Raw genomic sequence first — 13,632 nt, 5'->3', positions numbered from 1 at the left:
CCGTGACCGATTCTGTCGACCTCTCCCGCGTCCACCTCATCGGCATCGGCGGTTCCGGCATGTCCGGGGTTGCCCGCATCCTGCTCGACCGGGGCGCGGTGGTCACCGGCTCCGACGTGAAGGACTCCCGCCCCGTCCGGGCTCTGCGCTCGGCGGGCGCGCTCGTTGCGGTGGGCCACGAGGCGGAGAATCTCCGCCTGGCGGGGGAGCCACCGACCGTGGTTGTTGTCTCCTTCGCCGCGATCCCGCAGGACAATCCGGAACTGGCCGCCGCCCGCGAGCTGGCCATCCCGGTCATCCGCCGCTCGGACCTGCTCGGTGAGCTGATGAGCGGGCGCCATCAGGTGCTCTTCGCGGGCACCCACGGCAAGACCTCCACCACCTCCATGGCGGTGGCTGCGATGCAGGCCGCGGGCATGGACCCCAGCTTCGCCATCGGCGGTCAGCTCAACCGCTCCGGCACCAACGCCCATCACGGCACCGGCGACAGTTTCGTGGCGGAGGCCGATGAATCGGACGCCTCCCTGCTGCGGTACTGCCCCGACATCGCGGTGGTGACCAACATCGAGCCGGACCACCTCGACTTCTTCGGCACCGCCGAGGCCTACCACCGCGTCTTCGACGATTTCGCCGACCGCCTCACCCCGTCCGGCCATCTGGTGGTCTGCCTCGATGACGGCCATGCCGCGGCCCTGGGTGAGCGCTGTGTGGAGCGTGGCGTGAACGTGCTGGGTTACGGCACGACCGCGGCCGCTGCGCTGCACCCGTCGATCCCGGTCGGCGCGGAGGTCCTCAGCTCGGACGTCACCGACGAGGGTTCGGTGGCGCATGTGCGCATCGGTGACCGGGATCTGACGGTCCACCTGCAGATCCCCGGCCAGCACATGGTGCTCAACGGGGCGGGCGCGCTGCTGGCCGGCCACCTCGCCGGCGGTGACCCGGTGCTGCTCGCCGAGGGGCTGAGCGATTTCAACGGGGTGCGCCGGCGTTTCGAGTACCGGGGCACCGCCGGGGGAGTGCGCGTCTACGACGATTATGCGCACCACCCCACCGAGGTGACCGCGGTGCTGCGGGCCGCCCGCCAGAAGGTCGAGGCGGAGGGCACCGGCGCGCGCGTCATCGTCGTCTTCCAGCCGCACCTGTACTCCCGCACCATCGAGTTCGCGGCCGAGTTCGCCACGGCGCTCTCGCTTGCCGACGCCGCCGTGGTCCTCGACATCTTCGGCGCCCGGGAGAAGCCGGTCGAGGGGGTCAGTTCCCGCATCATCATCGACTCGATGACCGCGGAGCAGGTTGTCTACGAGCCTGACTTCTCCCACGCCCCGCAGACCGTGCGCAGCCTGGTGGGGGAGGGGGATCTCGTGCTCACCATGGGTGCGGGCGACGTCACCCTCCTGGCCGGGGAGATCCTCGCCGCGTTGGGTGAATGATGCCGCGGAAGAAGATTCTCCTCGGCGTGGCCGGGGTGCTCGCCCTGCTGGCCGTGACCGTCGGCCTGCTCTGGGTCCTGCCCGTCCTGCGGGTGTCGGACTATGCGGTCACCGGCAACGTGCACACCCCGGAGGAACAGATCGTCGAGGCCACCGGTGTCGCCGAGGGCGACAACCTCGCCCGCGTGGATGCGGGCCGTGCGGCGCGCGGGGTGGCGGACCTGCCCTGGGTGCACAGCGCGACCGTCACCCGCGGTTGGCCGGGTACCCTTGAGGTGGCCATCACGGAACGCCGCGCGGTCCTCTACATCCGGGAGGACGACGGCGAACACCTCATCGATGAGGGCGGGGTACCGTTCATCATCGACACCCCACCTGAGGGTGCGGTGGAGGTGACCGGGGAACCGGAGTCCTTCGGTGGCATCGCCGGGGCTGTCGCCTCACTGCCGGACCATGTCCGCGCCATGGTGGCCTCCGTGGACGCCCCCGGCCCCCACGAGCTGACCCTCCACCTGCATGACGGGCGGACGGTCTACTGGGGGTCACCGGAGAACAACCACGACAAGTCCGTGGCGATGCAGACCGTGATCCAACGCGAGGGGCAGCACTGGAATGTGTCCAACCCCGCGATGGTCACTGTGCGTTAAAAACGCACGTCAACAACCCTTGACCTGAGGTTGAGAGTATGGACACGCCGCCGAAATGTCCCGGGATTCGGGCGGGCGGTGGCCCATGATGGATGCAACCTCGTTCCAAATTTCACTTAACTTCCCCGAAAGGCGCGGCCAGAACCCATGACCTCACCGAACAACTACCTCGCCGTCATCAAGGTCGTCGGCGTCGGCGGCGGCGGCGTCAACGCCGTCAACCGCATGATCGAAGAGGGCCTGAAGGGTGTCGAGTTCGTCGCAATCAACACGGACTCCCAGGCACTGCTCTTCTCTGACGCCGACACCAAGCTCGACATCGGCCGGGAGGCCACCCGTGGCCTGGGCGCCGGCGCCAACCCGGAGGTCGGCCGCACCTCCGCCGAGGACCACAAGTCCGAGATTGAGGAAACCCTCAAGGGCGCGGACATGGTCTTCGTCACCGCCGGTGAGGGGGGCGGCACCGGTACCGGTGCCGCCCCGGTCGTCGCCGGCATCGCCAAGAAGCTCGGCGCCCTAACCGTCGGTGTGGTGACCAAGCCCTTCAAGTTCGAGGGCCCGCGCCGTACCCGCCAGGCGGAGGCCGGCATCGAGGAGCTGCGCCAGGTCTGCGACACCCTCATCGTCATCCCCAACGACCGCCTCCTCCAGCTGGGTGACGCCACCCTGTCCATGATGGAGGCCTTCCGCGCCGCGGATGAGGTGCTGCACAACGGTGTCCAGGGCATCACCAACCTGATCGTCACCCCGGGTGTGATCAACGTGGACTTCGCGGATGTCCGTTCCGTCATGTCTGACGCCGGTTCCGCCCTCATGGGCGTGGGTTCCGCCCGCGGGGACAACCGGGTCATGGACGCGACCATGCAGGCGATCAACTCGCCGCTGCTCGAGTCCACCATGGAGGGCGCCAAGGGCCTGCTGCTGTCCGTGGCCGGCGCCTCCGACCTCGGCCTCATGGAGGTCAACGAGGCGATGAGCATCGTCCAGGAGAAGGGCGACCCGGACGCCAACATCATCTTCGGCACGATCATCGACGACAACCTCGGCGACGAGACCCGCGTGACCATCATCGCCACCGGTTTCGACGCCGCGAAGAACAACCCGCCGGCCAACGCCCCCGGGACCCCGACCCCGGCGGAGAACCCCACCCCGGCTCCGACCCAGGATGATTCCGCCCGCGGCCGCCTCTTCGAGGAGCGCGAGAAGCCGGCCCCGACCCCGCCGCCCGCCCCGGCCCAGGACGACTCCGGCCGCCACCACCACCGCAGCGGTTCCAGCGGCGGCGGCCTGTTCACCTCCTCCCGCCCGGAGCGCCGGGATGACGACCTCGATGTGCCCGACTTCCTGCGCTAACCTCTAGGGCATGTCCCTGCGCAATGAGAACGAGGCTGCACGCCCCGTCCGCATGGTGTTCACCACCCGTGCGGGCGGGGCGTCGTCGTCCCCCTATGAATCCTTCAACCTGGGCGACCACGTCGGCGATGACGCCGGCACCGTCGCCGCCAACCGTGACCGCCTCGCCGGGGTGCTCGGCCTGGATCCGGGTGAGATCGTGTGGATGGAGCAGGTGCACTCCAACAACGTCACCGTCGTCGACGGCCCGCAGGCCGGCCCTGTGGAGACCACCGATGCCCTGGTGACCACCCGCCGGGGCCTGGCCCTGGCCGTACTCGTGGCCGACTGCGTGCCGGTGCTGCTGGCCGACCACACCCACGGTGTGATCGCCGCCGCCCATGCCGGCCGCATGGGGGCCCGCAACGGGATCATCCCCCGCACCGTCGCGAAGATGGTTGAGTTGGGTGCCACCCCGGGCAGCATCCAGGTGCTGCTGGGCCCGGCGGCCTCCGGCCGGAACTACGAGGTGCCGGCGGAGATGGCCGCGGACGTCGAGAAGCATCTGCCCGGTTCGCGGACCCGCACGGAGCAGGGCACACCGGGCATCGACGTGCGCGCCGGCCTGGTGCGCCAGCTCATGGGCCTGGGGGTGACCGCCATCGAGGCGGACCCGCGCTGCACCATCGGGGACACCGATTTCTTCTCCCACCGCCGCGAAGGCACCACCGGGCGACAGGCGGGACTGGTGTGGCTGCCGTGACACGTACCGAGGAACTGCGTACCAACCTGGCTGCCGTCCGCGCGCGTATCGACGCCGCCGCCGAGGCCGCCGGCCGCGACCCGCAGGAGATCCGCCTGCTGCCGGTGACCAAATTCCACCCCGCCGCCGACCTGCGGCTGCTCGTTGAACTCGGCGCGGCCGATGTCGCCGAGAACCGCGAGCAGGAGGCCCGCGGCAAGGCCGCTGAGGTACCCGAGGCCCGTATCCACATGATCGGGCAGGTCCAGACGAAGAAGGCCAATTCCGTCGCCCGCTGGGCCGCCAGCGTCCACTCGGTCGACTCCGTCCGTCTGGCCCAGGCCCTGGACCGCGGCATGGCGCTGGCCCTGGAACGCGGCGACCGCACCACCGATGTGCTGCCCGTCTACCTGCAGCTCTCCGCCGACGGGGACCCCGCCCGCGGGGGAGTCCTCGAGGAGGACCTCGACGAGCTGGTGCAGGTCGTCGAGGAGGCGGAACACCTGGAACTGGCCGGTCTCATGGTTGTGCCGCCCCTGGATTCCGCGGCCGGGGAGGTCTTCGACCGGGCCCGCAGGCTGTGCGGGAAAATCGCGGAACAGACCGGCCGGCCGATGGAGCTGTCCGCCGGGATGTCGGGCGATCTGGAGGAGGCCGTGGCCCGGGGCTCGAACGTCGTGCGTGTCGGTACTGGTGTGCTCGGCGCCAGACCGTTACCCTAGGGGACAACAAACGACAAAAGCCCCGTGTCAGCCGCGTCTACGGGAAACCTTCCCGGGAGGATCAACCATATGTCCATCATCAGGAACGCCAAGGAGTTCTTCGGCCTCACTCCGGTCGACATGGAGCACGAGGACGCCTACTACGACGACGACCCGCAGTACCGCTCCAGCGGGTCCGCCGCCTACGCCCCGGCACCCACCCCGGCCCCGGCCCGGGACTACGGCTACTCCTCCTCCTACGGGGAGCGTCCCCGCTACACCCCGCAGGCGAAGCTGGTCGCCGTCGAGGTCAGCACCTACAACCAGGCCGCCGAGATCGGCGAGCCCTTCCGTAACGGTGACGCGGTGGTCTTCGACCTCAGCCGCATGGAGTCCGGCGACAAGAAGCGCATCGTCGATTTCGCGGCGGGCCTGTGCTTCGCCCTGCGCGGCGGCATGGTCAACGTGTCCAAGCACATCGACACCGACCGCACCGTCTTCGCCATCACCCCGGAGGGTGCTGATTTCAGCCAGATCGAGCTGGAGCGCGCCGCCGGCCTGCGCTGACCCGCACGCTTCAATGCATCAGGCGTCCCGCCCACGGCGGGGCGCCTGTGTTTTTTGGGCCCGGTGCCACTAGGCTCGGTTCTCGTGAGTCTCCTCGGTGCTGTCCTCTATGTCGTCCTCCAGGTTTTCGTCCTGATCCTCATCGCGCGGATCGTGATCGAGATGATCCAGGCCTTCTCCCGGAATTTCCAGCCGCCGCGCTGGTTCATCTACATCGCTGAGCCGCTCTTCGTGGTCACCGATCCGCCGGTGAAGGCGTTGCGGAAGATCATCCCGCCGCTGCGGCTGGGCAATGTCTCGCTCGACATGTCGATCATCGTGCTCTTCATCATTCTGTCGATCCTGCGGGTGATTGTGGTCCAGACCCTGCTGCGTTGAGCGGGCTGAGTGGCCGCTGATCTGAACCTCCGGTAAAGATTCAGGGTGTCCGACGTCCGGACGATCCCCTCTGGGGTTACACTTGATCAGACATTCAAAGTACGATTTCTAGAAACAACTTCGTGTGGGTCGCCCCGCACCGGCCCTCCCGGCCACCACAAAACTCGAAGGGAACGCCAATGCCGCTGACACCAGCTGATGTGCACAACGTCGCTTTCAGTAAGCCGCCGATCGGCAAGCGGGGTTACAACGAGGATGAGGTCGATCAGTTCCTCGATCTCGTCGAGGACACCCTCGCCCAGCTGCAGGACGACAATGATGACCTCCGTGCGCGGGTGGAGGACGGCGGTGCCCCCGCCGGCGTCGACAAGGGCGCTCTCCGCAAGGAGATCGAGGCCAAGGTGCGCGGGGAGTACGAGGCCAAGCTGGCCGAGGCACGCAAGGCCACCGAAAAGGCCGAGGCCGAGCTGAAGACCGTCAAGGCCGACCTGCAGAAGGCCAGGACTGATGCGGACAAGGCACGTTCCGAGGCCGAGGCCGCGAAGAAGGCACAGGCACAGGCCCCCGCCCAGGCATCCGCTGCTGCAGCACCCGCTGCCGCGGCTGCCCCGGCGGCCTCCGGTGCGGCCAGTGCCGACACCCACATGCAGGCCGCCAAGGTCCTGGGCCTGGCCCAGGAAATGGCAGACCGCCTGACCTCCGAGGCGCAGGCTGAGTCCCGCTCCATGTTGGATGAGGCTCGTTCCGCCGCTGAGCAGCAGCTGGCCGAGGCCGACAACAAGGCCAACGCCCAGCTCACCGAGGCCGACAACAAGGCCAACGCCCAGCTGGCGGACGCCGCCAAACGCGCTGAGCAGCAGCTGGCCGAGGCCGACAACAAGGCCAAGACCATGGTCGCCGAGGCCGAGAAGCGCGCCGAGGAGACCACCAGCCAGGCCAATTCCCGCGCCGAGGCCCAGATCCGCCAGGCCGAGGAGAAGGCCAACGCCCTGCAGGCCGACGCCGAGCGCAAGCACACCGAGATCATGGCCACCGTCAAGCAGCAGCAGACCGCGCTGGAGACCCGCATCAGCGAGCTGCGTGTCTACGAGCGCGAGTACCGCACCCGCCTGAAGACCATGATCCAGTCCCAGCTGGAGGAGCTGGAGTCCCGCGGCTCCGCAGCCCCGAACGCCGAGGGCGGCAACCAGAACTGATCTGACGCCCCCAGCTGAGATCACCGCGAACTCCCCGTCCCAGGACGGGGAGTTTTCGTCGTGTGGGGTATAGTGCTGAGGCAGAAGCGATGATCCGGCCATCACCGGGGAGCATCCGGAAGAACAGCCCCGGCAGCGGGGCCCAGTAGAACCGGACGGGTGGGACCGTCACAGACCTTCACCACGAACGAAGTGGGGTGCGCAGTCGCGTACCCAAGCAGGGTGGTACCGCGCAGCCGGCACAAAGGCGGCGTCCCTGCAGACCGAAGACACACGTCGTGAGTGAAGGAAGTAGATACGAGGATGTCCACACCCGAGAAGAAGACCTCCGTCGGCGGGGTCTACCCCAGGGTTGACCTGACCGGCGGTTCCAGCCGTTTCCCCGACATGGAGACCAACGTCCTGGACTACTGGTCCAGGGACCGGACCTTCCAGGCCTCCCTGGACCAGCGCGAGGGCAACGAGGAGTACGTCTTCTACGACGGCCCGCCCTTCGCCAACGGCCTGCCGCACTACGGCCACCTGCTCACCGGCTACGTCAAGGACATCATCCCGCGCTACCGCACGATGGCCGGCTACCACGTGCCGCGCGTCTTCGGCTGGGACACCCACGGCCTGCCCGCTGAGCTGGAGGCTGAGAAGCAGCTGGGCATCACCGACAAGGGCCAGATCGAGGCCATGGGCCTGGCGAAGTTCAACGAGTACTGCGCCACCTCCGTCCTGGAGTACACGGAGGAGTGGAAGGAGTACGTCACCCGCCAGGCCCGCTGGGTGGACTTCGACAACGGCTACAAGACCATGGACCTGACCTATATGGAGTCCGTGATCTGGGCGTTCAAGGAGCTCTACGACAAGGGCCTGATCTACCAGGGCTTCCGCGTCCTGCCCTACTCCTGGGCAGAGCACACCCCGCTGTCGAACCAGGAGACCCGCCTGGATGACTCCTACAAGATGCGCCAGGACCCGGCGCTGACGGTCACCTTCCCCGTCACCGGGGCACGTCCGGGCACGGCCGCCGAGCAGACCCTGGCCGAGCACCCGGTGCTCGCCGAGGCCGCCGCCCTGGCCTGGACGACCACCCCGTGGACCCTGCCCTCCAACGCCGCCCTCGCGGTGCACCCGGAGGTCAACTACACCCTGATCCAGGTCGCTGAGAACGGTGAGAAGGTGCTGCTGGCCGAGAACCTGGTGGGCAACTACGCCAGGGAGCTCGGTGAGGACCACGAGGTGCTGGCCACCTTCACCGGCGCCCAGCTGGTGGGTCTGAGCTACGAGCCGATCTTCGGCTTCTTCCCGGAGCTGGACAACGGCTTTCAGATCCTCGCCGCCGATTACGTCACCACCGAGGACGGCACCGGTATCGTCCACCAGGCCCCGGCCTTCGGTGAGGACGACATGGAGGCCTGCAGGGCCCTCGGCATCGAGCTGGTGATCCCCGTGGACATGGACGGCAAATTCACCGCCCAGGTCCCGCCGTACGAGGGCCAGCTGGTCTTCGACGCCAACAAGGACATCATCCGCGACCTCAAGGACGCCGGCCGGGTCCTGCGCCACGAGACGATCGAGCACTCCTACCCGCACTCCTGGCGTTCCGGCCAGCCGCTGATCTACATGGCACTGCCCTCCTGGTTCGTCAACGTGACCCAGATCCGCGACCGCATGGTCGAGATCAACCACAACGACATCGAGTGGATGCCGGAGCATATCCGCGACGGCCAGTTCGGCAAGTGGCTGGAGGGTGCCCGCGACTGGAACATCTCCCGTTCCCGTTACTGGGGCTCGCCGATCCCGGTGTGGGTCTCCGACAACGACGAGTACCCGCGTATCGACGTCTACGGCTCCCTCGACGAGCTCGAGGCCGACTTCGGTGTGCGCCCGACCTCCCTGCACCGTCCCTACATCGACGAGCTGACCCGCCCGAACCCGGATGACCCGACGGGCCAGTCCACCATGCGGCGCGTCCCGGATGTCCTCGACGTCTGGTTCGACTCCGGTTCCATGCCGTTTGCCCAGTTCCACTACCCCTTCGAGAACAAGGAGTGGTTCGAGTCCCACGCCCCGGCGGACTTCATCGTCGAGTACATCGGCCAGACCCGCGGCTGGTTCTACCTGCTCCATGTGCTCTCCGTCGGACTCTTCGACCGTGCGGCCTTCAGCAAGGTCGTCGCCCACGGCATTGTCCTCGGTGACGACGGGCTGAAGATGTCCAAGTCGAAGGGCAACTACCCGAACGTCAACGAGGTCTTCGACCGCGACGGCTCGGATGCCATGCGCTGGTTCCTGATGTCCTCGCCGATCCTGCGCGGCGGTAACCTCATCGTCACCGAGCAGGGCATCCGTGAGGGCGTGCGCCAGGCGATGCTGCCGATGTGGAACGCCTACACCTTCCTGCAGCTGTACTCCTCGAAGCCGGCCGAGTGGTCCGTCGACTCCACGGACGTCCTCGACCGCTACATCCTGGCCAAGCTGCATGACCTGGTCGCCGACGTGGACAAGGCCCTGGCTGCCGCGGAGATCGCCGACGCCACTGACGCCGTCCGCCAGTTCGCCGACGCCCTGACCAACTGGTACGTGCGTCGTTCCCGTGACCGCTTCTGGGCCGGGGACACCGAGCACCCGGAGGCCTTCAACACCCTCTACACCGTGCTCGAGGTCCTCACCCGCGTCACCGCTCCGCTGCTGCCGATGATCTCCGAGGTCATCTGGCGTGGCCTGACCGGGGAGCGTTCCGTCCACCTGGCGGACTTCCCCGCCGCGGATGAGATCCCGGCGGATGCCGCCCTGGTCGCCGCGATGGACGCCACCCGTGGCGTGTGTTCCGCGGCCTCCTCGGTGCGCAAGGCCCATAAGCTGCGTAACCGGCTGCCGCTGCCCTCCCTGACGGTGGCGCTGCCGGAGTCCGGCCAGCTCGCCGACTTCGCCGCCATCATCCGCGATGAGGTCAACGTCAAGGATGTCCAGCTGACCGACGACGTCGACTCGGTGGGTACCTTCGAGGTCGTCGTCAACGCCAAGGTTGCCGGACCGCGCCTGGGCCGGGACGTCCAGCGCGTGATCAAGGCCGTCAAGGCCGGCGACTACGAGCGTGTCGGTGACACGGTCGTCGCCGACGGCATCGAGCTGAACCCGGGGGAGTACACCGAGCGGCTTGTCGCCGCGGACCCGGACTCCACCGCGCGCATCGACGGCCTCGACGGGCTCGTCGTCCTCGACATGAAGGTCACCGAGGCACTTGAGGCCGAGGGCTGGGCCGCGGACGTCATCCGTGGTCTGCAGGACGCGCGCAAGGCCACCGGCCTGGAGGTCTCCGACCGGATCACCGTGGTCCTGTCCGTTCCCGCCGAGAAGGAGGAGTGGGCGCAGCGCCACCGCGACCTCATCGCCGGTGAGGTTCTCGCCGTGGAGCTCGACGTCGTCACGGGTGCGCTCGAGGGCGACGCCCACGACGTGGTCAAGGGAGCAGAGGCGACGGTGGCGAAGGTCACCGTCTGATGTGGCGCGCACCGGCGGTGATGGTCGCCTCCTCGCTCAGCCTCTACGCTGGTGCGGCGGTGGCCGTCGGGCTCTTCGAGCTTTTCCGCCGGTCGTCGTGGCGTGGGTGCGGATGTCCGCGGCCGCGCTGATCCTGCTGGTGCTCTACCGCCCGGCCCGGGCCTCCTTCACGTGGCAGGCCGCGGTCTACGGCGTGGCCACCCTCGGGATGAACATGACCTTCTACGAGGCCATCGCCCGCCTGCCGCTGGGGACCGCCGTGGCCATCGAGTTCCTCGGACCCGTCCTCGTCGCCGCCGTCGGTTCGCGCTCGCTGCGGGACTGGCTGGCGCTGCTGGCCGCCCTGGTCGGGGTGGTGGTCATCTCCGGGGCGGTGTGGTCGACGGCCGCCGCCGGCATCCTCTTCGCCCTGGCGGCGGGCGCGATGTGGGCCGTCTACATCGTCGTGGGTTCCCGGATCGTCGGCGGTACCGGTAATCCCCGTTCCGCGATGGCCGCGGGTTTCGCGGTCGCTGCGGTGCTCACCGCGCCGCTGGCCTGGTTACTGTGGCCGGCGGAGGTCGCCATGCCCGGGACCCAGCTGCTGGGTCTGGCCCTCGGGCTGGGGGTGCTCTCCGCGGTCATCCCGTACTCGCTGGACCAGGTGGTGATGAAGATGGCCGGGGCCTCGGGTTTCGCGCTGCTGCAGGCCCTGCTGCCGGCGAGCGCCGCGATCCTCGGTGCCGTCGCCCTGCGGCAGTTCCTCAGCCTGGCGGAGGTGGTGGGCATCGCGCTGGTCATCCTGGCCATCCTCCTGCGGCGTCCGGCGAGGTGACCGGCATGCAGCGCTGGGTCCTCCACATCGACATGGACGCGTTCTTCGCATCCGTCGAGCAGCTGACCCGGCCGACCCTGCGCGGGCGCCCGGTGCTGGTGGCCGGGGTCTCGGGCAGGGGGGTGGTCGCCGGAGCCAGCTACGAGGCCCGGAAATTCGGGGCGCGTTCCGCGATGCCCACCCAGCAGGCCGCCCGCCTGGTCGGTTACTCGGCGGTGCTCGTCTCACCGCGGCGGGCGGTGTACGTGGCGGCCTCGCGACGCGTCTTCCAGCTCATCGCCTCGCGTGTCGACGTCCTCGAGCAGCTGTCCATCGACGAGGCCTTCATGGAACCCGCCGAACTCGAGGGGGCTTCGGCGGCGGAGGTCACCCGCTGGGCCGAGGAGCTGCGCCGGGTGATCCGGGAGGAGACGGGCCTGGCGGCGTCGATAGGCGCGGGCAGCGGCAAGCAGTACGCCAAGATCGCCTCGGGGCGCGCCAAGCCCGACGGCACCTTCGTCATTCCTGCCGGCCGGCAGCTGGAGATCCTCCACCCCATGCCCGTCTCCGAGCTGTGGGGAGTGGGGCCGGTGACGGAGTCCCGGCTCAACCAGATCGGGGTGCACACCATCGGTGACCTGGCGGGTTTGAGTGAACGCGAGGTCACCATCTCTCTGGGCACGGCCAACGGCCGGCTGCTGTGGCACCTCGCCCGCGGCATCGACGAGCGTCCCGTGGAAACCCGCGCCGAGGCCAAGTCCATCTCCGCCGAACACACCTACCCACGCGACCTGACCACCCCCGCCGAGGTCGACGCCGCCATCGACCGCGCCGCAGAGTCCGCCCACCGCCGCCTGCTTGCCGACGGCCGCGGCTCCCGCACCGTCACCGTCAAGCTCCGCATGGCCGACTTCCGCATCGAATCCCGCTCGGCGACCCTGCCGTACGCCACCGACGACCCGGAGACGCTGCGCGCCACCGCCTTCCGGCTGGCCCGCTACCCCGATGAGGTGGGCCCCATCCGCCTGGTCGGGGTGAGCTACTCCGGCCTGGAGGCCGCCCGCCAGGACGTGCTCTTCCCGGAACTCGACCAGCAGATCGTCGAACACCGCGCGACCACAGACGACGACTTCGAAACCGGCGTCAGCGACCACGTCACCGAACCCGTCGTCGACATCGCCCGCGCCGACATCGAGGGGGATGCTGCCGCGGGATGGCGGGCCACCCAGGACGTCCACCACCCCGAATTCGGCCACGGCTGGGTCCAGGGCGCGGGCCACGGCATCGTCTCCGTCCGTTTCGAGACCCGCGCCACCGGTCCCGGTTTCACCCGCACCTTCCCCATGGATGATCCGGACCTGCGTCCGGGGGACCCACTGGCCAGCCTGGCGTGGGAGGAGTGGTTGGCCGGGCAGGGGGAATGGGAGGATTGAGGACGGGGGTGTCGTCACATGTTACGTCAACAACTCCGCGACGCGTTTGCGAGCTGGCCGTATGCCGGAAAGTGCATTTGTTGATGTGACATGTGGCGAAGGGGTCGTCTTTTCCTGCAGAAAGGGGAATGTCCCGAACCTGCGGATGGTTATGTTTACTTGAACCCTAAAGTAAATCAGGAGGATCAAGCATGAAGATCGGCATCATCGGAGCAACCGGCAAGGCCGGACAGGAGATCTACCGGGAGGCAGTACGCCGCGGGGAAGAGGCTGTGGCACTCGTCCGTAGCGCCGGCCGTGCCAGGGAGATCCTCGGCGCGGACGTCAACGTCGTGGAGAAGGATGCCTTTGAGCTGACCGCCGAGGACATCGCCGGCTACGACGCCATCGTCAACGCCTTTTCCACCGCTCCGGACCAGGCGCACCGGCACATTGACCTGTCCCGCCGGCTCGTCGAGGCCGCAGGGGAGGAGGGCCCGCGCCTGGTGTTCATCCTCGGCGCCGGCTCCCTGACCAACCCGGCGACCGGGAGGCCCTTCATCGAGGTGCTCCGTGAGGTGCCGGATGCCGCAGCCTGGATCAACGTCCCCGAGCAGCAGTTCAAGCAGCTTGAGTACCTGCGCACCGTCGGGAACGTCAACTGGGTGGGAATCTCCCCGCAGGCGATGTTCCCCGCCGAGGGCCCGGCGACCACCCCGAAGCTGGGCACGGACGAGCTGCTCACCGCCGCCGACGGCGAATCCCACACCACCGCCGGCACCATGGCCGTCGCGGTTCTCGACGAGCTGCAGAACCCGGCCCACCGCAACACCCGCTTCACCGTCTCGGACGCCTGACAGTTTCCGGGCACAAACCCCGCGATCACGAAGCCGGGGGGAAGACTCCGCGAGGACCCGACGAATCGGACTCCTCGCGGGGTTT

General features: G+C 68.4%; 11 protein-coding genes and 1 pseudogene. All 12 read left to right on the top strand.

The features are described 5' to 3' along the window. Positions 1-59 precede the first annotated feature (59 nt). The 12 genes and pseudogenes from murC to NYP18_RS06760 all read left to right on the top strand — a co-directional run bounded on the left by murC (position 60) and on the right by NYP18_RS06760 (position 13,547). A complete protein-coding gene (gene murC / locus NYP18_RS06815) occupies positions 60-1,430 on the top strand; it encodes a UDP-N-acetylmuramate--L-alanine ligase (protein WP_259427453.1) in 1,371 nt (456 codons plus the stop codon). Next, entirely contained in the window at positions 1,427-2,077 is a 651-nt protein-coding gene (locus NYP18_RS06810) for a cell division protein FtsQ/DivIB (RefSeq protein ID WP_259427406.1), read from the top strand. The genes murC and NYP18_RS06810 overlap by 4 nt, the downstream gene beginning before the upstream one ends. Before the next feature lie 147 nt (positions 2,078-2,224). After that, complete coding sequence (ftsZ, locus tag NYP18_RS06805) at positions 2,225-3,430, top strand: cell division protein FtsZ (RefSeq protein WP_259427405.1); 1,206 nt, start codon at positions 2,225-2,227, stop codon at positions 3,428-3,430. Positions 3,431-3,440: 10 nt separating this feature from the next. Beyond that, complete coding sequence (gene pgeF, locus NYP18_RS06800) at positions 3,441-4,172, top strand: peptidoglycan editing factor PgeF (RefSeq protein WP_259427404.1); 732 nt, start codon at positions 3,441-3,443, stop codon at positions 4,170-4,172. Further along, positions 4,169-4,873, top strand: a complete 705-nt coding sequence (locus tag NYP18_RS06795; RefSeq protein ID WP_126121051.1) for a YggS family pyridoxal phosphate-dependent enzyme — start codon at positions 4,169-4,171, stop codon at positions 4,871-4,873. The genes pgeF and NYP18_RS06795 overlap by 4 nt, the downstream gene beginning before the upstream one ends. A gap of 69 nt (positions 4,874-4,942) precedes the next feature. Further along, positions 4,943-5,419 (top strand): cell division protein SepF, encoded by a 477-nt coding sequence (locus tag NYP18_RS06790; protein WP_259427403.1) that lies wholly within the window; start codon positions 4,943-4,945, stop codon positions 5,417-5,419. 84 nt (positions 5,420-5,503) lie between these two features. Then, the gene (locus tag NYP18_RS06785; RefSeq protein WP_259427402.1) at positions 5,504-5,797 is read left to right on the top strand and encodes a YggT family protein; all 294 of its coding nucleotides are present in this window, start codon (positions 5,504-5,506) and stop codon (positions 5,795-5,797) included. 179 nt (positions 5,798-5,976) lie between these two features. Beyond that, a complete protein-coding gene (locus NYP18_RS06780) occupies positions 5,977-6,993 on the top strand; it encodes a DivIVA domain-containing protein (protein ID WP_259427401.1) in 1,017 nt (338 codons plus the stop codon). 303 nt (positions 6,994-7,296) lie between these two features. Next, entirely contained in the window at positions 7,297-10,485 is a 3,189-nt protein-coding gene (ileS, locus tag NYP18_RS06775; RefSeq protein ID WP_259427400.1) for an isoleucine--tRNA ligase, read from the top strand. After that, a pseudogene (locus tag NYP18_RS06770) lies at positions 10,485-11,299 on the top strand (EamA family transporter). The gene ileS and the pseudogene NYP18_RS06770 overlap by 1 nt, the downstream one beginning before the upstream one ends. Positions 11,300-11,304: 5 nt before the next feature. After that, positions 11,305-12,711 (top strand): DNA polymerase IV, encoded by a 1,407-nt coding sequence (locus NYP18_RS06765; protein WP_259427399.1) that lies wholly within the window; start codon positions 11,305-11,307, stop codon positions 12,709-12,711. A 191-nt stretch (positions 12,712-12,902) separates the two neighbouring features. Next, on the top strand, positions 12,903-13,547 hold the full coding sequence (locus NYP18_RS06760; RefSeq protein ID WP_259427398.1) for an NAD(P)-dependent oxidoreductase: 645 nt from the start codon (positions 12,903-12,905) through the stop codon (positions 13,545-13,547). The last annotated feature ends 85 nt before the right edge of the window (positions 13,548-13,632 follow it).

Origin of the sequence: Corynebacterium lemuris (genome assembly GCF_024919295.1) — a bacterium.
Classification (GTDB): domain Bacteria; phylum Actinomycetota; class Actinomycetes; order Mycobacteriales; family Mycobacteriaceae; genus Corynebacterium; species Corynebacterium lemuris.
Note: the sequence above shows the minus strand (reverse complement) of the source record. Positions and strands in the feature narration are given on the sequence as shown.